This window comes from Yersinia sp. 2545 StPb PI (assembly GCF_052217125.1).
GTDB classification, from domain to species: domain Bacteria; phylum Pseudomonadota; class Gammaproteobacteria; order Enterobacterales; family Enterobacteriaceae; genus Yersinia; species Yersinia enterocolitica_E.
Window position 1 is genome coordinate 4,478,101 of the sequence record NZ_JAZGPY010000001.1, and the last position, 25,511, is coordinate 4,503,611.

Below are 25,511 nucleotides of genomic sequence, written 5' to 3' on the forward strand. Positions count from 1 at the left end.
ACAAAACTACAGCGGCATTAGTAGCTCTCATCCGCGTCACTGATTATAAGCTAACTCAGCGGTGCCACTCATGTTGCCTTACTGCAATCCTGATTGCTTTGGATATGTCTCTGACTCAGCATCATCAGATAGCGCTAAATCGCCTTCTGGTTGATGCTCAGCGCTGGCTCTTTCTGCCAGTAATGGGCTAATAGGCCGTTTTACCTCGACCCCCAGAGTGCGAAAACTTTCTACTTGCCCAATCAGGTTACCACGGCCTTGCGACAGTTTGTTCATTGCCTGACGATAACTTAGGTGCGCTTTATCGAGGCTTTGCCCCAACGACTCCATATCATCAACAAATAAGCGCAACTTGTCATAGAGTTTGGCTGCCCTATCGGCAATACGCTGTGCATTCTGGCTTTGATGCTCGTAACGCCATAAATTAGTAATCGTCCGCAAAGCCACCAGCAATGTTGTCGGGCTAACCAACATAATATTGTGCTGTAGTGCTTCACTTATCAACTCTGGCTGGCGATCAATGGCCACCAGAAATGCAGGTTCCACCGGAATAAACATCAATACATAATCAAGCGACCGCAACCCCGGAAGTTGTTGGTAATCCTTACGGCCTAACATTCTAATATGGGCGCGCAGCGATGATAAATGCTCATTGAGTGCTACTTCCCGCTCTGCGTCATCTTCGCTATTAAAATAGCGCTCATATGCAACCAACGACATTTTAGCGTCAATCACCACATCTTTACCCTGTGGTAAGCGCACAATGACATCTGGCTGCATACGACTGTTGCTATCAAGCTTTACACTTACCTGAGTTTGATACTCATAACCTTCACGCAGCCCAGAAGCTTCAAGCACTTTAGCCAGAACGACTTCCCCCCAGTTCCCCTGCGTTTTATTATCACCTTTCAGTGCTTTAGTCAGGTTTAGTGCTTCTCGCGCCATTTGAGCATTCAATTGTTGCAGACTGCGTATTTCATGGGTCAGCGTGTGGCGCTCTCTGGCTTCCTGTCCAAAGCTATCCTGAACCTGACGGCGGAAACCATCCAACTGTTCCCGTAAAGGCAGTAATAAGCGGTCCAGACTTTGTTTATTTTGTTCGTCCGCACGACGGCCAGTTTGTTCAAAGATGCGGTTCGCCAGATTTTCGAATTGTGTGGTCAGCCGCTGTTCACTGTTAATGAGAAGTCGCTGTTTTTCCTCGCCAGTCAGACGTGTTTCTTCCAAACGGATAGTGACTTCGCGCAGTTCCGCCTCTTGGGCGCTATTCACTTCTCTTTGAGCACGGAGTTCTTGATTGAGTTGATCACATTCATTACGCCAATGAGCTAACTGTTGCAGTTTTTCAGCATTTGCTGCCAATTGGCTGTGCAAACTACGTTGTTCCAATTCATCTTGCCGTAATTGCTGCTCATTGCGCTGTAAAGCAGTTTGTAGCTCGACAATATTCTGCTGCGCCTGCTGTAAGGACTGCTCTAGTAATCGCCGTTCTATATCCTGTTGCGCTTTATTCCGTTGCTGGTACAAGCTGGCAATTAGCCAACCAATAAGTCCACCGATAAGGCAGCCTGCCAGTCCATAAAATAAACTGATATCCACGGTTATCTCCCCATTAACCTATTGTCAGTCAAGGTAAGGGGATACTGTATGGATGTCCAGAGTGTTTTTCCGTTACATGCCATCTTGCGAAGCTGTGCGCATAAATAACACACAGTCCAAAAAACGCTCACCTTGCGACCCCAAATAGGTTAAAACAGCTATCCATTGACGAACGGCGTGCCACTTACGTACTTAATCTATCCAGTGAGATAGCCATTGAATGCCGAACGCGCCCGGAGCCAGAATACCGAAGGCCCAAATTAGAGCGGAAGTGATGTTGGCTAACTGAAAGTAGAACTTTGGCATAGCACAGATCCCGGCAACCAAAGGAACAACTGCGCGTAGTGGGCCAAAGAAGCGGCCAATAAACGCGCCAAAGAATCCCCAACGCTCAAAGAATGCATGGCCACGAACGAGTAACTGAGGATTGCGAGAAAGTGGCCACAAAGTGCCTACTCGGTCTTTGTAATGGACACCAACCCAATAGGAGAGCCAGTCGCCAAAGAAAGCACCTGCCGCAGCAGCGGCCCAAATGGGCCAGAAAGAGATACCACTTTCACCGATTAGCGCCCCCAATCCGAGCAAGATAACCGTTGCAGGTAGCAGTAAAGAAAGAAAGGCGAGGGACTCACCAAAAGCCAGAATAAAGACGATAGGAATCGCCCATGCTTCGTGTTCACGAACAAAATCGATAACGATAGTAATGACATCATTCAGGGTCACATGCATTTTCCTGTTAGCAACATAGTTGCTATTAGCATACCCAATGTGTCGTGATCTTTGTTTAACAAAAAATAAACGGCCGGAAGATTCCGACCGTTTATAGACTCAAGATCATTGCCGTTACAGCAAGGCTGCCAACGAACGAATCCTAATAATCTGACTCAAATCAGTGATTCGTTTAAGCCGGAGCCACTAGCCACACTGCAACTTCAAGTAAGAAAGAGTGCAGGTTAATACAATGAATCAAAGATATCAGGCGTTAGCCGTCACTACTTTATTGCCAGCCATTTCAGCAGAGCGGCGGATCCACAATTCACGCCATTTTTTCAGTGCTGATATCAGGATAATGACGCCCAGTGTCATCATAATAATCGAGATGATGCCATTGAACAGATTGTAGCCCTTAGCTGCTGAGTTGAAATACACGTGAGTGATCATCCAGTAACCAGCATAGTTTACGGTTACAAACAGATAGGCCAGTGGAATAACACAGGTCAGCATGTAAATACGTTTGGTTGCCAACCGCAGAATAATAGTGGCACCAATGATTAAACCAACAGAAGCCATTAATTGGTTTGATACGCCGAATAACGCCCAGACAGAGTTGATATCACCTGAGTTAAGCAGGTAACCCCACAGTGCGCAGGCAATAACACTGCATGCCAATGTACCTGGTAACCAATCAGTACGTTTCAGTGGTGCCCAAATATCACCTAAGAAGTCTTGCAGCAGATAACGAGCAACACGCGTGCCGGAGTCAACAGCAGTCAGAATAAATACCGCTTCAAACATAACAACAAATTGGAAGAAGTAAGCCGCCAGACTGCTGAACCATGGCACACGAATGAAGATATCCGTCATACCAACAGCTAAGGTTACCGCACCACCGGTACGACCATAGAGATCCAGGCCAATTTCCTGACTCAGTTTTGGCAAGTTCACCACTTCCATACCGAGCATGCTCCAGGCTTCAGCGGAAGAGTTAATCGCAAAGTAGTCAGCAGGATGCAAGGAGGTTGCCGCGATCAAGGCCATAACCCCAACCATACATTCGGCCAGCATCGCACCAAAGCCGACGGGTAAGATATCACTCCATTTGTCGATCTGTTTTGGTGTTGTCCCTGAGCCGATAAAGGCATGGAAACCAGAAATGGCACCACAGGCAATGGTAATAGAGATAAACGGCCAGACTGGGCCTGCCAACACCGGGCCTCCACCATGAATAAACTGGGTCAATGCCGGGAATTGAATTTCAGGGTTAATAAATACAACTCCAACAATCAACGCACCGAATACACCGATCTTCATAAAGCTGGAAAGATAACCACGAGGGGTTAATAGCATCCACACAGGGAGGGCGGTCGCAAAGAAAGCATACATTGGCAGGATGATACTGACGGTATCCGCTTTCAGCATTAACCAATCGCCCAGCCAGGTTCCTTCAATATAAGGGCCGACAAATACGCACACCATGATAGCAGCGATACCGACATAAGAAGCGCCCTTCATGCTGCCAGTCATGCGCTCCCATAAGCCAACGCAGATAGCGATAGGGATTGTCATGAACACGGCGAAAGTACCCCAAGGGTTACGTTCCAGTGCATGTACCACCACCATCGACAACCCGGCCATGGTAATAGTAATGATGAACAACATTGCCAGACCGGTACACCAGCCAGCAACCGGACCAAGCTCTGATTTTGCCACTTCCGACAGGGATTTCCCCTGATGTTTCATGGAAGCAAACAACACAACCGTATCGTGAACCGCGCCGCCGATCACACAACCGATCAGCAACCACAGAAAACCAGGTAAATAACCATATTGGGCTGCCAGCACAGGGCCGACCAATGGACCAGCCGCAGCGATTGCCGCAAAGTGGCTACCAAAGTTCACCCATTTTTTAGTTGGAACGTAATCTTTACCATCTTCGAAGGTGTGGGAAGGTGTTACTTCACTGTCATCGACGCGCAAAACCTTACGAACAAAAAAGATACCGTATAAACGGTAGCAGATCATAAGGATACACGCTGAAGCGATAACAAAGGTAATCGCATGTTGCATGAGCATTCTCTCCAGGGAATTTGTCAGGCGTTAACATACGCCTGACCCCTAAGAGAAATATCAGCGATCTGGTTAAGCGGTAGTTTGTATCATTAAGCGGTTAAAAAGAGCCACCCAGTGGTGACTCAATATCATAAAGATCAGAAAGAGTGCGGGTAGATAAACCACTACTCTAAAAAATAGGACTGTAACTTTTTGCGCTCAGCGCTACCCAGGCCGAACTCCTGTTGCAACCACTGTTCACGACTACCATAACGCTGTTGAATACTACGCAGAGCAGTTTGAATAAACTCTTCTTTGGCCGATAAGACAAAAGCGAATTGCCCTAACGCTTGGTCATTCAGTTTGAGTGCCAACTCTGCCAGCATATGCTCACGGAAAGGGGCCAGAGTGGTTTCAGTCAACAGATAATCTTCCAATACCGTCGATTCATCGGCACCCAAGGCAAATAACACCAGTGCAGAACCAATACCAGTACGGTCTTTCCCGACAGCACAATGTTGTACCACACCCGCAGCAGCATGCTCCGAAGATGCGCAATTTTGCAACAATCCAACCAGTTGTTTATAGGCTTGATTATTAAAAGGCAGCCGGCGATAAAGCTCTAACATAAAACCACGGGCATCAAATGCCGCTAATGTCTCGTTAGTCAGTTTTTCCAAATTGGCATTGACTTCACTGCTCAGCGGGTTGGCCGGAATATTGTGATAACTGGCGCCAGTCCACACCACATCTGGTTTAGCCTGAACTTCATCGGCATCGCGATAATCAAGAATTTGAGCGACGGAGCCACTACTGAGGAAATCACAATCTCTGGTACTTAAGCGGTCGAGTGAACCTGAGCGGAACAGCAATCCGCGCTTGATACGCCGCCCATCAGCAGCCTGATTACCGCCAAGGTCACGAAAATTAATACCGCCATCAAGTGCGATTAGGGAGGGATGGGATAGAGCAGTTTTCGTCATATTTTCCTCTTATTATTGTTCTTTATAAGAGTGATGACCTTAGCAGATAAACCGGAAAAATAAAAAACGGGCCAGAAGACTGACCCGATAACAGACAGTTTGTTGACTCGCCAATCGTCGCTATTAGCTCAGACGGCGGGCCTAGATCAAATGACGAGCTGCTTCTACCACAATTCTCACCGCGTCACTTTCAGTCGCTTTCATAGTTTCTTCGTTTGGGATCTCTTGCTGGGTGCGGTTTACAATTACCCCTGCGACCATGCCGGCGCGCAAGCCCTGGCTGGCACACATGGTGAGCAAGGTTGCAGATTCCATTTCATAATTCATCACGCCCATAGATTGCCATTCTTCCATGGAGCCTTTAAAACGGCTGACAACACGACCAGAGAAGGTGTCATAACGCTCCTGCCCCGGATAGAAGGTATCGGAAGAGGCGGTCACACCAATATGAGTAGTCGCCCCCACTGATTTGGCAGCATTAACTAATGCAGTGGTGCAGGTAAAGTCAGCCACTGCTGGGAACTCCATCGGCGCAAAGTGCAGGCTGGCTCCGTCTAAACGTACAGCGGCGGTGGTAACCAACACATCACCAACATTAATATGTGGCTGAATAGCACCAGTGGTACCAATACGTAGGAAAGTCCGTACACCAAGCTGTGCCAGCTCTTCAACCGCAATAGAAGTCGATGGGCCACCGATACCCGTTGAGCAGACGATCACTGCTTTGCCATCCAATTCGGCGCGCCACGAAGTAAATTCACGATGAGAGGCCAAATGTACTGGGTTATCCATCAATTTAGCGATTTTCTCAACACGCTGTGGATCACCCGGAACGATAGCCAGAGTCGCCCCTTGCAGATCATTTTTAGTCAGGCCCAAGTGAAAAACGTCAGATTTAGCCATGTGTGAGAGTCCTCTTTCATGAGAGATGTTGTAGGGAGGTGCAAAGAAATACTTTACTCAAAATTATCACTTTATTTCGTGATGACAGTCACCTTGCCAAAAGAAATGAATTACACGATACATTTTAAATGTGACAAAAATCACATTTAATGGCAGTTAAGACTATTTTTTAGACAAAGCTGGCGAGAAATGACAATTATACCCAAGCTGATTACAGTTGTAGCTAACACCACTGCAACGCCAAGTACGAAAGGTATATTTCTCTATAAGCAGGAATGATAGACCAATATCCTGCTATCAATTGCTAACTTCTATCGATTGTTAAACTCTATCAACTATTAGTCTGAGTTATAAAATTCAAGATATGAATCACCAAAAATTATAATTACAAAAAACCTGATCTCATTAATCTCAAAGATTACCTATAGTTAAACTCGGCAACAGCAAAAAACAGGGCGCAATAGGTAATTAAACCAGAGGTTTTTCCTCATATCGCAAGGAGACTACAGTGAAAACTGATCAACTTATGACTCTCCGGCAGGCGGCAGGCGGTTTCACCCCTGCGGTAGACCCACTGGCCTCGACGATCCGCCATACCGATCAACAAGGCATTCACTGCGGGGAAACCACCATTCCGTCTCAGGGCGATGAATTACCGGCCTATATTGCCAAACCGGCCCAGCAAAATGGGCCATATCCGGTGGTTATTGTCGTGCAAGAAATTTTTGGCGTGCATGAACATATTCAGGATATCTGCCGCAGACTAGCGAAACAGGGGTATCTGGCAATTGCCCCTGAGCTGTTCTTCCGGCAAGGCGATGCCAAAGAATATGATGATATCAATGCATTAGTGAAAAACCTGGTGGGTAAAGTACCAGACCGTCAGGTTATGGTAGATCTTGATCATGCGGCACATTGGGCATCACGCCATGGCGGGGATACCAGTAAACTGGCCATTACCGGATTTTGTTGGGGTGGGCGGATTGCGTGGTTGTATGCGGCCCATAACCCACAGTTAAAAGCGGCAGTGGCTTGGTATGGCAAACTGGTTGGTGAAAAAACCTTACTGTTACCCAAATCTCCGGTGGATATCGCGGTCGATCTCAGTGCTCCGGTGCTGGGGTTGTATGGCGGTAAAGATGGCAGTATTACGCAAGAACATATCGATACTATGCGTCAGGCGTTGCGTGCAGCAAATGCCGATGCAGAAATCATTGTTTATCCAGATGCCGGGCATGCTTTTAATGCTGACTACCGCCCAAGTTATCACGCCGAATCCGCACTGGATGGCTGGCAGCGGATGCTCGATTGGTTTGATCAACATGGTGTTGCCGCCAATCCCATATCTGAATAAGTGAAATAACGGCAATAAAAAGGGCGCGAGATGCGCCCAGAATTTAACGATTAGACTGAGATAGCATCAGAGTTGTTCTGCACGCAAACGCTGCGCAGCCAGTACCATGTTTGCCAGTGCCTGACGGGTTTCTGGCCAACCACGGGTTTTCAAACCACAATCCGGGTTAACCCACAAACGTTCTGCCGGGATACGTTGAGCGGCTTTACGTAGTAATGCTTCAATCCACTCCACACTTGGCACATTCGGTGAGTGAATATCATAAACGCCGGGCCCAATTTCATTCGGATAAGCAAAATCTTCGAATGACTCGAGCAATTCCATATCGGAGCGAGAGGTTTCAATGGTAATCACATCGGCATCCAGCGCAGCAATGGAATCCATGATGTCATTAAACTCGCAATAACACATATGAGTATGAATCTGGGTGTCATTCTGCGCGACAGCCGCATTCAGTTTAAAGGCATCGACGGCCCATTGTAGATACGCTTGCCAATCGGCACGGCGCAGGGGTAAGCCTTCACGCAGCGCAGGCTCATCAATCTGGATGATACCAATACCGGCTTTCTCCAGATCTTCCACTTCATCACGCAGCGCCAGTGCAATTTGTTTGGCGATGGTTTCACGGCTAACATCTTCGCGCGGGAATGACCAACACAGGATAGTGACCGGGCCGGTCAACATGCCTTTTACTGGTTTGTCCGTCAGCGATTGAGCATATTTGGCCCATTCAACCGTGATAGCTTGCGGGCGGCTGATGTCACCAATAATCACTGGCGGCTTAACACAACGGGAACCGTAGCTCTGCACCCAACCATTTTGGGTAAAAACGAATCCATCCAGATGTTCGCCAAAATATTCAACCATATCATTACGTTCTGCTTCACCATGAACCAATACGTCCAGACCTAAACGCTCCTGTTCAGCAATGGCTTGCTTGATATGTTCGCTGATACCTGTGCGGTAGTTTTTCCCATCCAAACGGCCTTGCTTGAAGTCCAGACGCAGGCCACGGATCTCAGTAGTTTGCGGGAATGAACCGATAGTGGTGGTTGGCCAGGCCGGTAAGTTAAAGCGCTTACGCTGCGCTTCAGCGCGGCCTTCATAAGGCAGTTGGCGTTCAATATCCTGTGCAGTAATGGCCGCCAGACGTTGCTCCACCTGCGTATTATGAACACGACTGGAGGATTGACGGGCACGGATCGGCGCACTGTACGCAGCTAACTCGGCCAGTTTGGCTTCGCTCGGCGCGTTTAATGCTTGTGTTAATAATGCCAGTTCAGCGCATTTTTGCAGCGCAAAGGCAAACCAGCTTTTCACTTCTGCATCAAGACGTGTTTCTTCACTTAAATCAATCGGGCTGTGTAATAAGGAGCAAGAGCTACCCAACCATAATGGGCGACCATTAACCTGTGGTTGCAGGCGCTCGAACCAGTTGCTAAGGTCAGCACGCCACACGTTACGGCCATTAATCACCCCCAGCGAGAGCAGCCACCCTTTTGGCAATTTTGCATCCAGAACAGCAATATCATCTTTGCCTGCAACCACATCAACATGCAGACCTTGCACTGGCAACTCACGAATAACGTCAAGGTTATGGCCGATGCTGTCGAAATAGGTGGTCAGCAACAATTTAACTTTGCCTTCCAGCGCCTGATAAGCCGACTGATAAGCGCCCAGCCACTCTGGTGGTAACTCCAGTACCAGTGCAGGTTCGTCAATCTGTACCCACTCAATACCACGTTTCGCTAATTCAGCCAGCACTTGTTGGTACACCGGGAGGATATCTTGCAGCAGAGAGAGACGGTCAAACTGCTCGCCTTTAACTTTACCCAGCCACAGATACGTTACCGGGCCCAGCAATACTGGTTTGATTTTGTGACCTAATGCCAGCGCTTCGTCCACCTCATCCAGCAGTTGAGTCCAGCCCAGTTTGAACTGCTGACCTAGTTGGAACTCTGGCACCATGTAGTGATAATTGGTGTTAAACCATTTAGTCATTTCCGCCGCTGCCGCAGGCTTACCGGTTGGTGCACGGCCACGGCCAATACGGAAGAGCGTATCCAAATCAATAGAACCATCCGTATTTTGATGGCGCTCTGGGACGTTGCCCAACAGCAGGCTGGTGGTTAATACATGGTCATACCACGCGAAGTCACCGACCGGCACCAAATCAATACCTGCTTGCTGCTGCTGTTGCCAATGGCGGGCGCGCAATTCACGACCCACATTGAGCAGTTCTTCTTGCGTGGAGTTGCCTGCCCAGTAACTTTCTTGTGCTTTTTTCAGTTCACGTTTCAGACCTACACGCGGAAAACCCAGTGTGTGATTTAAAATTGTCATCGTCATATTTCCCATTTAGCCATCCAGATGTTTACACATCCATAATCAGCAGGTACTGTATAATCCACAAGCGCATTTTGTTCACTGTCACTGTGAAGGACTCTCATGATCGAACTGAAACACTTACGCACCCTGCAAGCTTTGCGTAATACCGGCTCGCTGGCGGCGGCGGCAACGCAACTTCATCAGACACAATCGGCCTTGTCTCATCAATTCAGCGATCTGGAACAACGTCTGGGCTACCGTCTGTTTGTGCGTAAAAGCCAGCCGCTACGTTTCACTACGCAGGGAGAGATCTTGTTACAACTCGCAGAACAAGTGCTGCCACAAATTAAACAGGCACTGCAAACCTGCAATGAGCCGCACCAAACTGCGCTGCGCATCGCCATCGAATGCCATAGCTGTATTCAGTGGCTGGCACCTGCCTTGGATAACTTCCACAAAAACTGGCCGCAAGTGGCGATGGACTTCCAATCAGGCGTGACTTTCGATCCTCAACCCGCCTTGCAGCAAGGGGAGCTGGATCTGGTGCTGACATCAGATATCTTGCCGCGCAGTGGTCTGCACTATTCGCCAATGTTTGATTTTGAGGTGCGTCTGGTGCTGGCACCAGACCACCCATTAGCCAATAAGGCCCGCATCGAGCCGGAAGATTTAGCGCAAGAAGTGTTAATGATTTATCCGGTACAGCGGCAACGGTTAGATGTCTGGCGGCATTTCCTGCAACCCGCGGGGGTAAATCCGCCGCTGAAGAATGTGGATAATACTTTGCTACTGATTCAAATGGTGTCAGCACGCATGGGGATCGCCGCCCTACCACATTGGGTGGTAGAGAGTTTCGAACGTCAGGGATTGGTCGTCACTAAAACGCTGGGAAATGGTTTATGGAGCCGGTTATACGCGGCCGTCCGTGATGGAGAGCAGCGCCAACCGGTTACTGAAGCTTTTATTCGTTCGGCCCGGCAACACGCTTGCGAGAGTCTGCCGTTTGTAAAGAATGCGGAGCGACCCAACGCCGGTGTACCCATAGCGAAGCCATTATCACAATGGCCCCAATGATAAAACTGGGCCAATGGGGCTTTTCTTGCCAAATCGCCAGATTCACCAGCAGCCCAGCCGGAACATGCACGTTATTCATGATCCCCAAGGTGCCAGCATCGACTTGTGTCGCGCCATAGTTCCACATGAAATAACCTAGCGCAGAAGCCCCGACGCCCAGCCACACCAACACGCCCCACTGCAATTGCGTCGTGGGTAGTTTTTGTGGGTTACCAAAGGCAAACCAGGCAACAACCGCGACGGCGAAAGCACCAATATAGAACCATGAGAATGCCACATGCTGTGGGATCGGGTGGACTTCCATCAAGCGTTTGTAGCCCACTTGTCCGATGGCAAAACAGAGGTTTGCCACCTGAACCAGCAGTAACCCCCACCAAAAATGCTCGCTCAAATGGTCGTAGCGAATGATAGCCGCCCCGACTACTGCCAGTAACGCACTCAGAGCATAGCCCCAGCGCAGACGCTGGCGGCGCAGTAAATCATAGATCAAAGTGACATACAGCGGGGTCATCACCGTGAACAGCAAGAATTCCGGTACCGTCAGGTAGAGATAGGCACGGAAGCTGAACAAGTACATGATACCTAACTGAATTGAGCCCACGGCCATGTACAGCAGAATCACCCGCCAGTGGATGTTTTTCCAGCGCAAGAACGGCAAAAAGACCAGCGCGGCTAGCCCAACCCGCATTAGCACAGAGAACCAACTATCCACCTGTCCTGCCAGATATTCGCCAATCAGGCTAAATGAAAATGCCCATAAAATGGTGGTAACGACCAGTAACAACACGATAGTTTGGCTCATTGAGAATGATAAAGTGCAATTGTAGCGGAAGCCACAACGCAACTTTGCACAAACTAGGTTTACATCTGCTCGTATTTAACCCAGTCGAACTATCTTCATCTCAGGTACTATTCCAATAATCACCTAAGAGTTACATTCCCACGCCGATAATGGTCAGGATTAACGGTGTTGTGACCGCGGCAAGCACTGTAGACATCACCAAACTGGCGGCGGCTGGGCCAGTCAGTACATTAAACTGGCGTGACATCAGATACACATTCACGCCGGTAGCCATTGACCCCAGTAATACCACCACCTGCGTTTCCAGCGCTGGCAGGCCCATCGCCCATGCCAATGCCCAGATCACCATCGGCTGAACAATCAATTTGAGAAAACAGATCGCACTGCTGATTTGCCAGCCTTCCGTGACGCGATATTCCGCCAGCCCCATTCCCAATACAATCAGCGACAACGGCGGTGCTACCTGCCCTAACATGGTTACAGGTTGATCAATAAACTGCGGTAATTGCAGACCAGTCAGGCTGAATAAAGTGCCGGAAATAATTCCTATAATCAGAGGGTTAGTCAGCACGCTACGAGCAGTTTTCGCAAAGCCCTCCAGTGTTGGCGAGCCATTGCGCGCCCACTCCACCGAGATGGTGACTAATGTCCAGAGGATCAGGCCGTTAAACACCAAAACCAGCGCCACTGCTGGGATAGATTTCTCCCCCAACATAATGGTGGCAATAGGCAGGCCCAGCATCACGTTATTAGAGAAAATGCCGCCGAGGGCAAAAACGGAACCGGACACGCCATCCAGATGAAATATCCGGCTGGCAACAATCCGCCCGATAACAAACACCACTAGACAACTACCAAAAAAGGCAATCAGCAGGCGTGCATCCACCGCTGGGCGCTCAGAGAAATCGCACATCATACGAAACAGCATAGCGGGCAATGCGAGGGAGAAAACAAAGCGGGTCAGGCCATCAGTTATGGCAGAGGGCCACTTACCAAATCGTACCAAACAGTAACCCAGCGCAAGCAGCACAAATAACGGTGAAGACAACACAATCTGGTGCCAGAGCGAAATAACAAAGGCGGGCATGGTTCACTTCCTGTCAAGCCGGGCCAGGTCAGCCCGTAAATGTAAGAATGACTGACCTACTCTGTTTCCTGTTTTATTTATATCAAAGTCATTGGAGTTACAGGTAGGTATGCAGCAAGCTAACCCCCTGTAGCTTCAAGGACGAGGGCATATCAAATCTATACGGTCAGTACAGATACAGTCAACGCCCCACTTTAACAATTCCTGCGCACGCGCTGGTTGGTTGACGGTATAGACCAAAATACGCAGCCCGGCGGCTTTGAGTAACGCTACTCGCTCCGCGGTCAACTGTTTGTAGTTAATGTGCAAAGAGACACAATCCAACTGACGGGTCATCGCCTGCCAGTTGTCATCCCATTTATCCAACAATAAACCACGTGGCAGCTCAGGTGCGGCCTGCTGGGCTGCAGCTAATGCATCAAACGAAAAAGAGGACAATAACGGCGGTATCGCCTGACCTTGCCACAACAAGCGGGCAGCCAGTGCAATAGCTCGGCCAGTGGCTATTTCAGTGCCAGTGGTGGGTTTAATCTCGATATTAGCAGCCATATCATGCTGTGCACAGCGAGCTGCCACTTCGGATAAAAGAGGCAGGCGCTCACCACGAAATGCTGTGCTATACCAGTCTCCGGCATCTAATTGAAAAAGTTTTTCCCATGACAAATCACCGGCAACTCCCCAGCCATTACTGGTGCGTTCCAGCGTATCGTCATGCAATAGAAATATCTGGCCGTCGTGCGATAATTTTACGTCAAACTCAATCATCTTGTGGCCATAACGAGCGCCAACATCAATGGCTGCTAAGGTGTTTTCCGGTGCCAGTGAACCACCACCGCGGTGAGCGACGATCGAAGGGTAAGGCCAGTTTTTACTCATGATTCCATCCGTAGTCCGCTATCTGAATCAAAAAAGTGCAGCGCCGTTGGTGGTAAATATAAATGTAATGTACTGCCCACCACAGGCATTTCCTCGTGGGATAGGCGGGCAATAACACTCTGTCCACCCCACTGACCATGTGCCAGATTATCTGCACCCAACAATTCCAGCGTCAATAGTGGCATCGGTATACCCTGCGCCGAAGTTACCTGCTGAATATGCTCCGGGCGAATGCCGAGGGTCAAGCGCCGATCCGCCCATTGTGGCCGAGGCTGTTCCAACGGCAGAGTTAGGCTATCAGATAAAATAAAGGCGTGCCCATCTGGGCTGACAGTGCCAGCTAACAGGTTCATCGCCGGTGAACCGATAAAACTGGCCACAAACAGTGTCGCTGGCCGTTGGTAAACCTCGCTTGGCGTACCAATTTGTTCGGCAACCCCTTTATTCATCACAATCACCCGCTGAGCCAATGTCATCGCCTCAACCTGATCATGGGTCACATATAGACTGGTGGTTTTTAGTCGGCGGTGCAACTGTTGCAGCTCAAGGCGCATCTGCACCCGCAGTTTGGCATCCAGATTGGAAAGTGGCTCATCAAACAAGAAAACCGCCGGTTCACGCACAATGGCCCGCCCCATTGCCACCCGCTGCCGCTGGCCGCCAGATAGTTCACGCGGTTTACGTTTTAGTAGCGGTTGCAGTTCCAGAATACGTGCGGCTTCATCCACTCGCTGGCGGATCTGCTCTTTGCCAAAACCACGAATTTTTAGGCCATAAGCCATGTTGTCAAACACACTCATGTGGGGATACAGCGCGTAGTTCTGAAACACCATCGCGATGCCACGATCTTTGGGTTCCATATGGGTAACCCGCTGATTATCAATATAGATATCACCACTGGTGGTGCGCTCCAATCCAGCAACCATACGCAGCAGCGTCGATTTACCACAGCCAGAAGGGCCAACCATTACGATGAATTCACCGTCGGCGACATCTAAATCAATTTGTTTAATCACTGGCGTGACGCCGTCATAAGATTTGGTTACTGCCTGAAGTTTTAAACATGCCATATCAGATTACTTCTCACTGTCTACCAGGCCGCGTACAAACCAACGCTGCATCAGAAGGACCACCGCGACCGGTGGAATTAAAGTCAGGATCATCGCTGCCATCACCTGATTCCATTGGGTTGGCGCACCTGAGCTAGAGATCATGCTCCTTATCCCAGCCACCGCGGTGCCCATAGAGGTATCGCTGGTAATCAAAATTGGCCAAAGATATTGGTTCCAACCATAGATAAAAGTGATCACAAACAGCGCGGCCAAATTAGTTTTAGATAGTGGCAATACGATATCCCAAAAAAAGCGCATCGCCCCGGCACCGTCAATGCGCGCCGCTTCCAATAGCTCATCGGGCAGGGTCATAAAGAACTGGCGGAATAAGAACGTTGCAGTGGCTGACGCCATCAGCGGCAGGGTCAACCCGGTATAACTGTCGAGCATATTCAGGTTCGCAATCACCTGAATTGTTGGGAAAATACGCACTTCCACCGGCAGCATCAGTGTCAGAAAAATCAACCAAAAAAACAGGTTACGTAGCGGGAAACGAAAGTAAACGATGGCATAAGCAGACAACATCGACACGGTGATTTTGCCAACAGTAATCGCAAATGCCATCACAAAACTGTTAAACAGCATCAACCCGAACGGTGCACTGTTATTCCCCACTCCGGCATGCCAGATGTGACTGATGTTCTGCCACAAATAGGGCCCGGGGATCAGGGTCATCGGCACCTGAAACACTTGGGTGTCATCCAGCGACGCGGCAACAAAAGCCACATACAGTGGGAACAGGATCAGTAACACGCCGATAATCAGCATGACGTGACAAAAAATGTCCAGCCCACGACGATTCTCAATCATTGGTAACGCACCTTACGTTCAACAAAACGGAACTGGATAACCGTCAGGCCAATCACCAGTAACATCAGCACCACCGACTGAGCGGCAGAGCTAGATAAGTCCAGGCCAGCAAAGCCTTCGCGATAAATTTTATAAATCAGGGTCGTCGTGGCTTGCATCGGCCCACCGCCCGTCGCCGCATCGATAACGGGGAAAGTATCGAAGAAGGCATAGACCAGATTCACCACCAGCAGGAAGAAACTGACCGGTGAAATCAGCGGCAGCACCAGATTAAAGAAGCGGCGTACTGGTCCGGCGCCGTCAATAGCAGCGGCTTCAACCAATGAGCGCGGAATGGATTGCAGCGCGGCAAGGAAAAACAGGAAGTTATAACTGATTTGCTTCCATACTGAAGCCAACACCACCAAGAACATGGCCTGCCCGCTGTTTTGCGCGTGGTTCCAGTTGTAACCCAATGTGGCAAGGAAATGTGTTATCAACCCCAGCCCCGGATTGAACAGGAAAATCCACAATACAGCAGCGACAGCAGGGGCCACCGCATACGGCAGAATCATTAAGGTTTGATAGATACGGCTGCCGCGCAGAACGTAATCCACCATGGCGGCCAGAAACAGCGAAACAATCAAACCAATACCAGCCACCAACGAGCTAAAAATCAGCGTGGTATAAAACGAAGCCAAATAGTATTCATCCTGAAAAAGCTGAATAAAGTTACTCAACCCGACAAATTTATTGGAGAGACCAAAAGGGTCCAACATTTGTACCGAGTACCACAGCGCCTCCCCGGCAGGCCACAGGAAGAAAACAGCGGTAATGGCCAGTTGGGGCAATACCAACAGGTAAGGCAACCAACTACAGGAGAAACCGGGACGGGAAGGTGACATAAAATTAACCGTTTCTCAGATGTGATATTGATTACACCAGCGTGCTAATTGAAAACGTGACGCCCTAATTTAATACCGCACAGCACTATTTGTTGGCGTTATTGGCGCAGGCAGTTTGGGTGCGAACAGTGCACCCAAACTGGCAAGTAGAGTAGCCAAATAACCTTATTGATTAGCTTGTTCAAAGCGGCGTAGTAACACATCACCACGTTTAACGGCGCTATCCAACGCTTCTTGAGCTGTCTTCTTACCGGTCCACACCCCTTCCAACTCTTCATCTACCACGGTACGGATCTGTGGCATGTTGCCCAGACGCAAGCCTTTGGTGTACGGCAATGGCGGTTTGTTCAACATCTGGCGAGTCGCCACGTCAGCACCTGGGTTCTTATCATAGAAACCTTGCTGTTTAGTCAGCTCATAGGCTGCCGTCGTAATCGGTAGGTAACCCGTCTTCTGATGCCATTCAGCAGCAATTTCCGGTTGAGCCAAGTATTGCAGGAATTCAGCGACACCTTTGTAAGTATCTTTATCTTTGCCATCCATCACCCACAGGCTGGCACCGCCGATAATGGCGTTTTGTGGTACATTTTTCTCGTCAGAATCGTAAGGCATCATGCCAACGCCATAGTTAAATTTGGCGTAATGGCGAATATCCGCAAGGGAACCTGAAGAAGCAGTGGTAATGGCACAATCACCGTTATAGAACTTGGCAGTGGACTCATCTTTGCGGCCAAAATAGGTGAAATCGCCTTTTTTATTCATATCTGACAGCAACTGGATGTGCTTAATCTGTACTGGCTTATTGAATTCCAGTACCGCATCGGTGCCATCAAAGCCATTGTTACGGCTGGCAATAGGTTGGCCGTGCCAGGCACTGAAGTTTTCAATTTGAATCCAACCCTGCCAGCCGCTGGCGTACCCACAGCTTGAACCCGCAGCGCGCAGTTTTGCAGTATCGGCCGCCAATTCCTGCCATGTTTTTGGCGGTTGATCCGGGTTCAGCCCTGCTTTCTTAAAGGCATCTTTGTTGTAGTACAACACGGGAGTGGAACTGTTAAATGGTTGAGATAATAAGTGACCGGTTTTGGCATCGGTGTAATAACCGGCCACTGTTGGCACAAACACCGATTCATCAAATTTGATATTGGCATCTTTAAATACTTGGAATACCGGCTTAATCGCCTTGCTGGCCATCATGGTGGCAGTGCCCACTTCATACACCTGCAAGATTGCGGGGGCTTTACCCGAGCGAAACGCGGCTATCCCTGCCGCCAGGCTCTGTTCGTAGTTCCCTTTATATACAGGTACGATTTTATAGTCGCTATGGGACTGGTTAAATCGGTCAGCTAATGAATTAACCTCGACACCTAACTCCCCTTCCATCGAATGCCAAAAAGGAATTTCAGTCACTGCCATCGTATTGGCACTAAATGCCAATGTCAGCGCAATACCAAGCGATGTCTTACGAATGATTTTATTAAACATATTGGCCCCTGAATAAATCCGTATAGCTCACATCAATGAATTACTGTGGACAAGTGAGCGAAATAAATCAGTTTTTGTTCGCAAGCAAACATGACACCCTTTCATGACGGAAATATAACAATTACATGACATAAAAATGACATAAAAATAAACAAGACATGTCAACATCATTAATTACCCCAATAACACAAACCATTATAAAAATAAAATTACCACCATTTAAAAAACAATATTAAATTAAAAAAACTTAAAAACCCACACGTAAACACTAAAAATTCCATCAAGAATAAATATTAATAATATTACACCAGCCATCCATAACAATATTAAATGCAATATAATCAGCACAATAAAATAGGACTAACTCTTACTTGAAAAAATACCATTTAAAATGTTAGTATTCTTTCCGGCTTATGTGGAAGTGTATTAACATGACTTTTAACACCCTCATTATCATCACCATAAAAGCCACAAGCATCATTAATCCCTTTCCAGTTGGATAAGGATTTTATATATAACGGACTATCAGGTATTTAATAATGAAAAAGACGCTACTTTCTATTATTACTATGGCGATATTAACCACCAGTGTTAGCGCCAATGCGAATGTAATGACAAGTTTACAATCTGGTATAAATAACGCTCAAATTCAAGGTATTCAGAGTATGAATCAGTCTGATCAGAGTGTATATTTCAAACCTGCATTAACGAAAGAGATTACGGTTGAATTAGAAGTACCTCAAATAGTCAAATTTTCCAAATCAAATGGTGACGAACTGAGTTTAATTAAACTTAGCATGAACTCCACCATGAACTCATACAAGGCGACAGAGAACATCCGAGTAGAATCTAATGGCGACAGTAAAGTTCGTATTGGCCTTGGAAAACCATTTGATTTAGTGTCTAACAATGGTTCAAGAATACAATCTACCCCTACCGTAATGATAGGTAATACGATGCTGAGTAGAGCTGCTAATGTTGGGCTTGGTGGTCATATGGCAACATTCCCCTTAACTAACTCAGTACTCGATACCACTCTAGACATTAGCGTAAACGGCAACGGACTTAAGTCTGCCGAAGTATACACTGGCACACTTAATCTAGTTATTGAAACGGCTGCATAACTCAGTAAAACATTATAATTTCCTTATTATTAACACATACAGTCAGGGGGTAAACTCCTGGCTGCATGCTCCTTTGAACCAAAAACATAACGTAATGGTGTAACCAGAACCATTACCATAGAAATATATTATTCAAAGGGAGAAGGCATATCGCAATAGTAGTTAACAGTGGAATGGAATCCTATGACAAACAATCTAATAATTAATAAGGCCACTTTACTTGTTTTATTACTGGCTACAATTATTTCAGCACAGGCAGAAGAGATAACGATCGAACAATTAATACCTGTTGGTTTTTCCGCTGTGGAAGAAAATAATACACTACAATTACTGGGTATATTAGAGGGCAAAACATTACCCAGTCCATTTTTTTTCTCGGAAAAAAAACAGCAGTTAAGTTTTGATCAACAACAATATCGCAACAACCATATTGATGAACAATCAATTATTCTATTAGAAAATATTTTACCCCAAATACCTTATTTGCAATGCCAGAATGGCTGCGATTATATCTTATCTAATCATCGCGTCACCGTAGATAAGGTCAATAATGTAGTAACGGTAACCAATAACAGCAACCGTTATTTAATGCCTGTCACCACTTGGGGATTGGTCCATAATCAATCCTTTGACCTGCGTATGACTGCAGAAAATTACCACGCTATTTCAGGCCGAGGGCAAGGATATATTGGTCTACCCTTGCAATCTTTTGGCTTCGCTAATTGGTTTTATAACACTAGCCGTTCAAAAAACAGTTATCACGCCACACACCAGCCCCAATATCAACAGCAAACTCAAATAGGTATCGATAGTTGGTATTTGCAAAAGAACTTCCAAGCACACTACCTACGGGCAGGTAAACAAAATAATCTGGATAACAGTGCTGGCAGCATTCATACCCTGATTAACCCTGCTTTAGACCAATTCGTGACGCTGGGTAGCCAAAGTTACTTAACTATTAATAAGCCCTCCGCGGGCAGCTTAGTGCTATATGCCACCAGCGATGGCGATTTCGAAATCTATCGCGATAACCAACTTATCCGCCGAATCCCTGCCCAACTGGGCCGTAATGAAATTGATTACAACCAACTTCCCGGCGGCTATTACAACGTTGAGGTCCGGTTAGTCGACCGTACAGGGAAAGTCGTCAGCCAGGAAAGCCAAACCATCAGTAATATTAACACTCAAACCAATAATGGCTGGTTCCTGACTATGGGTAAAGGAATGGCGCGTAGCCATAGCTCTCCCCACCTGATGCAGTTTGGCCGCAGTATGAACCTGCAAAGCGTGCAAGCTAATATCACGCTACTCAAAGATAGCGCCAGCCACTGGGCAGCAGAAGGGAATATTTCGCGCCCCTTTATTTTTTCTGATCTCGACCTTACCCCTGCTCTGGGCGTGATGTCTGGCGAAAAACGTGATGGCGGATATCTGCGCATAACCGGTGGAAGCACCGTACTAGGATATGCCTCTGTATCCCGTTATCAAACACCAGGTGTGTCTATATACGCACCAAATGCGGGTAGCACATCAGCTTCTTATAGTCGCCAATTGGGGCCAATCCAACTGAGCTATCAATTCAATCAATTTAGCACCAGCCAGCAGCACCGTATCCAAAGCCGCTGGGACTGGCGACGGCCGCAATATAACCTTGCGCTGTCCCTTGGTGTACAAAAAGGCGGGCAATGGAACAACCAGAATAATTACGGTGTATTTCTTAATACCACACTCTCCTTTCTCAAAAGCAGCGCCAGCATCAACAGTGCCTATGATCAGCAGCAGTTGGTTACCAGTGCCAGTTATCAAAAAGAATTTAACGATAACTATGGCAACAGCACCTTGGGTATTGATGGCAGTGCCAGTGGGAAAACATCTAGCATCGGCAGCTTTGCTCATCGCAGTGGCAGCCGTGGTGATGTATCGGCACGAATGGGAGTTGATAACAAGATAGCCAATGGCAGCATCAGTTATAGCGGCATGCTGGCTATCAGCCCGCAAGGCATGGCATTAGGCCGCAGCAGCTACAGCGGAACCGCATTACTGATAGAGACACCGGACTTAGCTGGCACGCCATATAGCTTCAATGCGGAAGGCCATCCGATAACCGGCGCGGGTACTTACGCTATACCGATTCCACGGTATCAGGACCGTTTCTTTGTGCAAACACATATCGAACGCAATGACCTGGATATGAATATTCAGTTACCCGTCAATATTGCTCGCGCCCATCCTGGGCAAGTTTTTTCCAGTAAGGCCGATATCACATTGAACCTGCTTTACAGCGGTTTTCTCAAGGATGAGCACGGGCAACCTGTTAGCGGGGTTATTCAGGAAACTGGAGATACCGTCCACCCCAATGGACTATTTTCTATTCACTCTCGTGCCAAGCTGAAAAATATTCAGGTTCAAAACCACTTAGCCCGTTACCGCTGCAATATGAGCCAGCAACGCGATCATATTTATCTTTGTCACTTAGATTAATACCAACAGGAATTGTTATGAAATATGCCTATTTACTCTCCACTATCGCCTTCTTGTTGGTACCGATTACCGCCACTTATGCGCAGTTAGTGGCTATCCCTACCCGTACCACAGTGGAATCACTGGACCAACACCGGACAATCCAAGTCTATAACAGCGGTGATAAGCCACTGTATCTGGATATCACACTACAACGAGTAGACAACCCCGGGGTGCATCCTGAACAGAAAACACTGATAAGTGATATCTCGCAGCCTGAAATGATTTTTAACCCCAACCGGATTACTTTAGGACCGAAACAGAAGCGTAATATTAGACTATTGCCCTTAAAATCTCCGACGCAGGAAACGCTGTATCGGCTGTATATCAACCCGGTAGTCGATATCAAAGCTGTCGGTCAGCATGAGGACAAAAGCAAAATCCATGCTCCCATGACCATCAGTATTGGTTATGGTGTGTTGATTCATCATGTACCCCCTTTAACTGCACAGACTCGTCACTGGCAGCATCAATGCTTGCCGGGCGGTCATCTCATGCTTACCTCCAGCGGCACGGTTCATAGCAAATTTGAGCAACTGAACTCCGGCGACAAGACAGATAGCCTGAATCTATATCCCGGAACCCCCATCACCCTGTCAACCAAACGACTCAGCGGTAAGGTAGATAATGAAACGTTTACTGTTCATTGCGGCTAGCCTCCTGCCGCCCTCGGTTTTCAGTGCCATAGATATTCAGCCACATGTGCTGGAAATAGAGCAGGAAAGTACGGTGGTGACAGTAACTAATTACGGTTTAGACCCTGAGTACGTGACAGTTCAACTGTACCAGCTTAATAACCCAGGTGAGTCGCCAGAACAAGAATCACTAACCTCGGTAGGCGAACAGCGACATCCCGCACTATTTGCATTCCCAGCAAAACTGACTCTGGGACCAAAGCAGAGTGGGAGAATATTTCTTAAAGCACTTAGCACGCCGGATAAAGAGCAGGTATATCGACTCGCAGTAGTACCGGTTAATAACTTGCAAGTTACCGGTGGCCATACTGCCGTGTTGGGGGTGCAGTTAAGTTATATGGGATTGGTCAGGCATCTGGCGGCATCACCGCAACCCCAGTGGGCACACCGCTGTCTTGACGGGGGGATGGTGTTGGAGAATACCGGTAACACCCGCCTACAGTGGCGTCAGTTGAAAACCCAGGAACAGGATATAGAGGACTTTAATCTCTATCCCGACCAACATCGGCAGCTGGCGGTCAGTGATGTACGAGGAATGATCGAGGATAAGCCCTTCAACTTGCGATGTATCGCAGGGTAAAGATAAGGAATATTATGAATATCATAAAAATCATCGCCCTATCCCTATTACTCCCCTCACAGGCAAGGGCAGATTCAATTCCTCTGGGGAATATCGATGTCAGGTTAGAAGTGACAGCACACCCCAGGATCGAGGTTGAAAAGCCACAAGGGGGTTGGTATAGCAGTATAAAACTGGAAAGTAGCCCCGAAAATCACTTGCTGTATCAAAAGGAACTCCCAGTAGTCGTCAAGCTACGCAGGCAAGAAGGATTTCGAATTTCGGTGAAAAATCCACTGATACTGACTCGTCACTCTACTGTATTGACGGGAGCAGATAAGGCATTCTCCCCCGCGCAAGTGCGCTGGGGCACGGATCGCGCCAACCTGCGCGTGTTATCAGCCATCCCTGAGACATTCAACATAACCCAGGGTAGAACCCGCCAAACCAGTACCGACTATATATTACATATTTCAGCATTAGCGCCCAGTGGGCCAAATTCCGCAGGGAAATATCATGGGCAGCTAACATTAATATTTGAAACGAATAGCTGAAATAAATAACTGATAGTCATGGAGAGATAATCAAGTGAATGTTAAATACAGACTATTCCTTATGGGGCTATTATTGCTAATAATTCAGCCTATAGCTATGGCAAACCTCTATTTTTATCCCTACACCCAACAATACTCTAATTGCAAAATCAAACTAAACGCTGATGACAGCGTGGAGGTTTATTTTCGGGCGATGCTGAAAGATTTATATTCCTCATCAGGAACAATGGTAAATGGAAAGCATATATTAGCCTGGGGAAAATTACTAAATATCCCAACTGATGAGATGAGAAATATCGGGTTACCTAACCGGCGTGCGCTCCTGTCACTTTATTTCTATAAAGCTGATGGTTCACGAGATTTCAGTATTCAATTTAATGATATCACTAATCTTTCGCTCAATGGCGAAGCGCCCTCAGATTCGAATGATAATACTCAGGAAATACTGTTCAACCGTGATCTCAAATCATCACCCTTTGACAAGAAGTATTACTATGTTTCATTCAAGGTTGCCGCACATGTCCTCAAGGATATCAGAATCGGTGCAAATGTAGGAGGTGCGATCCATTACAAAGGGCAATATCACTCATTAATGTCATCTACTGGCGTTTCCTTTGGTCAGAATGGCAAACAATGCACACTCTTTAATCCTCAGGCAGACGTGGCACCAGAAGCCCTTAAAATTGATCCTAAATTCCGTATGGACGCAAAAACATGGCAATTGAAGTCTTTCGATTTAGATGAATTACTTGAGAAAATTGAGCGCGGCGCTAAAGGGAAAAGCGTACACGCGCCATTGATTAATCCAGTAGGTAACCGTTTTTGTATCCGCTATCGCGCCACCGGGATTCAACGGACGCGTTATATGATTAGCGCCACCAACCGAAATGGATTAGCAGCAAACACTGTACATTTTCAGTTAAAGGAAGCTGAGAGTGATAAGACCATCGGTTATACCGTGGAATTTCAAAGCCAAGCAGGTAATACGAAAAACTTTTTACTGCCAAAAGAGAAAAAGTTTATTCAGTTGAGAAATGATAATAACGGTGAAATGTGCTGGTCACCACGCATACGGCTTTATAATACCAAGACAACCGATAAAGGAAGTTATAGCGATACACTCAATTTCACTATTACACCACAGGCATGATGCCGAACAGCTAGAAGCTAGCTTTATGATTAGCTAATAACTAAGGCCCGGAAACGGGCCTTCATAGATAATGAAAAACGACGATTTAACCGCCCAGATAAGCTGAACGCACGGCTTCATTAGCTAACAACGCAGCCCCCGTGTCCTCCAGAACAATACGACCATTCTCTAGTACATAGCCACGATCTGCTAACTTCAAAGCCTGATTCGCATTCTGCTCAACGAGGAAAATAGTCATCCCTTCTTCTCGTAATTGTTGAATAGTATCAAATATTTGCAGAATAATTATCGGTGCTAATCCTAATGAAGGTTCATCCAGTAACAGTAATTTTGGCTGGCTCATCAAGGCACGGCCTATCGCCAACATCTGTTGCTCGCCACCAGACATGGTTCCTGCTCGCTGAGCCCGACGTTCAAATAATCGCGGGAACAAGTCGTAAACCCGTTCAATACGTTGCTGATATTGCTGACGATCAGCGAAAAATCCCCCCATCGCCAGATTTTCTTCAACCGTCATCCGGGAAAATACCCGTCGGCCTTCAGGAACAATCGCAATCGCCTCACGCATAATGCGTGCGGTCTGCCAATCCGTAATATTCTGCTCACCAAAAACAATACTGCCCTCGGTCGCACGAGGCTCACCACACAATGTCCCCAACAGTGTGGTTTTACCCGCACCGTTAGCACCAATCAGTGTAACGATCTCACCTTGTTGAATATGCAGGCTAACCTGATGCAATGCCTGAATTTTGCCGTAATGGGCTGAAACGTTATTAAATGACAACATGTTATGTTTATGCCTCGCCCACTTTTTATTTACCCAAAAATACTTCTACTTAAAAA

At 47.4% G+C, this 25,511-nt stretch carries 22 protein-coding genes; 8 read left to right on the plus strand and 14 right to left on the minus strand.

Annotation, left to right across the window (positions count from 1 at the left end):
* Nucleotides 1–78: 78 nt before the first annotated feature.
* From rmuC to udp, 5 genes are all read right to left on the minus strand, one after another.
* Nucleotides 79–1,599: a DNA recombination protein RmuC gene (rmuC, locus tag V1955_RS20790; RefSeq protein WP_193784764.1), complete on the minus strand. Its 1,521-nt coding sequence runs from the start codon at nt 1,597–1,599 to the stop codon at nt 79–81.
* A gap of 192 nt (nt 1,600–1,791) precedes the next feature.
* Nucleotides 1,792–2,322, minus strand: coding sequence for a DedA family protein (locus V1955_RS20795; RefSeq protein WP_083164014.1), 531 nt, complete (start codon nt 2,320–2,322; stop codon nt 1,792–1,794).
* 252 nt (nt 2,323–2,574) lie between these two features.
* Nucleotides 2,575–4,386: a carbon starvation CstA family protein gene (locus V1955_RS20800; protein WP_372560033.1), complete on the minus strand. Its 1,812-nt coding sequence runs from the start codon at nt 4,384–4,386 to the stop codon at nt 2,575–2,577.
* A 167-nt stretch (nt 4,387–4,553) separates the two neighbouring features.
* On the minus strand, nt 4,554–5,351 hold the full coding sequence (locus V1955_RS20805; RefSeq protein ID WP_083162000.1) for a tyrosine-protein phosphatase: 798 nt from the start codon (nt 5,349–5,351) through the stop codon (nt 4,554–4,556).
* Between the two features lie 141 nt (nt 5,352–5,492).
* Nucleotides 5,493–6,254, minus strand: coding sequence for a uridine phosphorylase (udp, locus tag V1955_RS20810; protein ID WP_442821356.1), 762 nt, complete (start codon nt 6,252–6,254; stop codon nt 5,493–5,495).
* Nucleotides 6,255–6,762: 508 nt separating this feature from the next.
* Here udp and V1955_RS20815 point away from each other — a divergent pair.
* Nucleotides 6,763–7,608 carry a dienelactone hydrolase family protein gene (locus V1955_RS20815; protein WP_420073036.1) on the plus strand — a complete coding sequence of 282 codons (846 nt, stop codon included), beginning with the start codon at nt 6,763–6,765 and terminating at the stop codon, nt 7,606–7,608.
* Between the two features lie 66 nt (nt 7,609–7,674).
* On the opposite strand, the gene metE is transcribed toward V1955_RS20815, so the two are convergent.
* Entirely contained in the window at nt 7,675–9,951 is a 2,277-nt protein-coding gene (metE, locus tag V1955_RS20820; protein WP_442821357.1) for a 5-methyltetrahydropteroyltriglutamate--homocysteine S-methyltransferase, read from the minus strand.
* A 105-nt stretch (nt 9,952–10,056) separates the two neighbouring features.
* Between metE and metR the strand changes: the two genes are divergently transcribed.
* Entirely contained in the window at nt 10,057–11,010 is a 954-nt protein-coding gene (metR, locus tag V1955_RS20825) for an HTH-type transcriptional regulator MetR (protein ID WP_083161998.1), read from the plus strand.
* On the opposite strand, the gene V1955_RS20830 is transcribed toward metR, so the two are convergent.
* The 7 genes from V1955_RS20830 to ugpB all read right to left on the minus strand — a co-directional run bounded on the left by V1955_RS20830 (nt 10,898) and on the right by ugpB (nt 18,066).
* Nucleotides 10,898–11,797, minus strand: a complete 900-nt coding sequence (locus V1955_RS20830; RefSeq protein WP_442821468.1) for a carboxylate/amino acid/amine transporter — start codon at nt 11,795–11,797, stop codon at nt 10,898–10,900. The genes metR and V1955_RS20830 overlap by 113 nt on opposite strands.
* A 145-nt stretch (nt 11,798–11,942) precedes the next feature.
* Nucleotides 11,943–12,899, minus strand: coding sequence for an AEC family transporter (locus V1955_RS20835; RefSeq protein WP_083161997.1), 957 nt, complete (start codon nt 12,897–12,899; stop codon nt 11,943–11,945).
* 135 nt (nt 12,900–13,034) lie between these two features.
* The gene (gene ugpQ, locus V1955_RS20840; RefSeq protein ID WP_083161996.1) at nt 13,035–13,775 is read right to left on the minus strand and encodes a glycerophosphodiester phosphodiesterase; all 741 of its coding nucleotides are present in this window, start codon (nt 13,773–13,775) and stop codon (nt 13,035–13,037) included.
* Nucleotides 13,772–14,845 carry a sn-glycerol-3-phosphate import ATP-binding protein UgpC gene (locus tag V1955_RS20845; RefSeq protein WP_083161994.1) on the minus strand — a complete coding sequence of 358 codons (1,074 nt, stop codon included), beginning with the start codon at nt 14,843–14,845 and terminating at the stop codon, nt 13,772–13,774. The genes ugpQ and V1955_RS20845 overlap by 4 nt, the downstream gene beginning before the upstream one ends.
* A gap of 6 nt (nt 14,846–14,851) precedes the next feature.
* On the minus strand, nt 14,852–15,697 hold the full coding sequence (ugpE, locus tag V1955_RS20850) for a sn-glycerol-3-phosphate ABC transporter permease UgpE (protein WP_442821358.1): 846 nt from the start codon (nt 15,695–15,697) through the stop codon (nt 14,852–14,854).
* Nucleotides 15,694–16,581 (minus strand): sn-glycerol-3-phosphate ABC transporter permease UgpA, encoded by an 888-nt coding sequence (gene ugpA / locus V1955_RS20855; RefSeq protein ID WP_442821359.1) that lies wholly within the window; start codon nt 16,579–16,581, stop codon nt 15,694–15,696. Before ugpA ends, ugpE begins: the two co-directional genes overlap by 4 nt.
* 165 nt (nt 16,582–16,746) lie before the next feature.
* A complete protein-coding gene (ugpB, locus tag V1955_RS20860; RefSeq protein WP_083161988.1) occupies nt 16,747–18,066 on the minus strand; it encodes a sn-glycerol-3-phosphate ABC transporter substrate-binding protein UgpB in 1,320 nt (439 codons plus the stop codon).
* A 539-nt stretch (nt 18,067–18,605) separates the two neighbouring features.
* Here ugpB and V1955_RS20865 point away from each other — a divergent pair.
* The 6 genes from V1955_RS20865 (at nt 18,606) to V1955_RS20890 (ending at nt 24,668) form a co-directional block, all read left to right on the plus strand.
* Complete coding sequence (locus tag V1955_RS20865; protein WP_083161986.1) at nt 18,606–19,190, plus strand: CS1 type fimbrial major subunit; 585 nt, start codon at nt 18,606–18,608, stop codon at nt 19,188–19,190.
* A gap of 183 nt (nt 19,191–19,373) precedes the next feature.
* Nucleotides 19,374–21,671 (plus strand): TcfC E-set like domain-containing protein, encoded by a 2,298-nt coding sequence (locus tag V1955_RS20870; RefSeq protein WP_442821360.1) that lies wholly within the window; start codon nt 19,374–19,376, stop codon nt 21,669–21,671.
* Between the two features lie 17 nt (nt 21,672–21,688).
* Complete coding sequence (locus tag V1955_RS20875; protein ID WP_083161982.1) at nt 21,689–22,366, plus strand: fimbria/pilus periplasmic chaperone; 678 nt, start codon at nt 21,689–21,691, stop codon at nt 22,364–22,366.
* Nucleotides 22,338–22,985 (plus strand): hypothetical protein, encoded by a 648-nt coding sequence (locus V1955_RS20880; RefSeq protein ID WP_083161980.1) that lies wholly within the window; start codon nt 22,338–22,340, stop codon nt 22,983–22,985. The genes V1955_RS20875 and V1955_RS20880 overlap by 29 nt, the downstream gene beginning before the upstream one ends.
* A 14-nt stretch (nt 22,986–22,999) precedes the next feature.
* Entirely contained in the window at nt 23,000–23,518 is a 519-nt protein-coding gene (locus V1955_RS20885) for a fimbrial protein (RefSeq protein ID WP_442821361.1), read from the plus strand.
* A 34-nt stretch (nt 23,519–23,552) separates the two neighbouring features.
* A complete protein-coding gene (locus V1955_RS20890; protein ID WP_442821362.1) occupies nt 23,553–24,668 on the plus strand; it encodes a hypothetical protein in 1,116 nt (371 codons plus the stop codon).
* Between the two features lie 85 nt (nt 24,669–24,753).
* Here V1955_RS20890 and livF read toward each other — a convergent pair whose 3' ends face one another.
* Nucleotides 24,754–25,455, minus strand: a complete 702-nt coding sequence (livF, locus tag V1955_RS20895; RefSeq protein ID WP_083161973.1) for a high-affinity branched-chain amino acid ABC transporter ATP-binding protein LivF — start codon at nt 25,453–25,455, stop codon at nt 24,754–24,756.
* Nucleotides 25,456–25,511: the final 56 nt, after the last annotated feature.

Coding starts and splice junctions, on each gene's coding strand:
- V1955_RS20800 (WP_372560033.1), bottom strand. CDS start 4,386: ATGCAACATGCGATTACCTTTGTTATCGCTTCAGCGTGTATCCTTATG.
- V1955_RS20805 (WP_083162000.1), bottom strand. CDS start 5,351: ATGACGAAAACTGCTCTATCCCATCCCTCCCTAATCGCACTTGATGGC.
- udp (WP_442821356.1), bottom strand. CDS start 6,254: ATGGCTAAATCTGACGTTTTTCACTTGGGCCTGACTAAAAATGATCTG.
- metE (WP_442821357.1), bottom strand. CDS start 9,951: ATGACAATTTTAAATCACACACTGGGTTTTCCGCGTGTAGGTCTGAAA.
- metR (WP_083161998.1), top strand. CDS start 10,057: ATGATCGAACTGAAACACTTACGCACCCTGCAAGCTTTGCGTAATACC.
- V1955_RS20835 (WP_083161997.1), bottom strand. CDS start 12,899: ATGCCCGCCTTTGTTATTTCGCTCTGGCACCAGATTGTGTTGTCTTCA.
- ugpQ (WP_083161996.1), bottom strand. CDS start 13,775: ATGAGTAAAAACTGGCCTTACCCTTCGATCGTCGCTCACCGCGGTGGT.
- V1955_RS20845 (WP_083161994.1), bottom strand. CDS start 14,845: ATGGCATGTTTAAAACTTCAGGCAGTAACCAAATCTTATGACGGCGTC.
- ugpE (WP_442821358.1), bottom strand. CDS start 15,697: ATGATTGAGAATCGTCGTGGGCTGGACATTTTTTGTCACGTCATGCTG.
- ugpA (WP_442821359.1), bottom strand. CDS start 16,581: ATGTCACCTTCCCGTCCCGGTTTCTCCTGTAGTTGGTTGCCTTACCTG.
- ugpB (WP_083161988.1), bottom strand. CDS start 18,066: ATGTTTAATAAAATCATTCGTAAGACATCGCTTGGTATTGCGCTGACA.
- V1955_RS20865 (WP_083161986.1), top strand. CDS start 18,606: ATGAAAAAGACGCTACTTTCTATTATTACTATGGCGATATTAACCACC.
- V1955_RS20870 (WP_442821360.1), top strand. CDS start 19,374: ATGACAAACAATCTAATAATTAATAAGGCCACTTTACTTGTTTTATTA.
- V1955_RS20875 (WP_083161982.1), top strand. CDS start 21,689: ATGAAATATGCCTATTTACTCTCCACTATCGCCTTCTTGTTGGTACCG.
- V1955_RS20880 (WP_083161980.1), top strand. CDS start 22,338: ATGAAACGTTTACTGTTCATTGCGGCTAGCCTCCTGCCGCCCTCGGTT.
- V1955_RS20885 (WP_442821361.1), top strand. CDS start 23,000: ATGAATATCATAAAAATCATCGCCCTATCCCTATTACTCCCCTCACAG.
- livF (WP_083161973.1), bottom strand. CDS start 25,455: ATGTTGTCATTTAATAACGTTTCAGCCCATTACGGCAAAATTCAGGCA.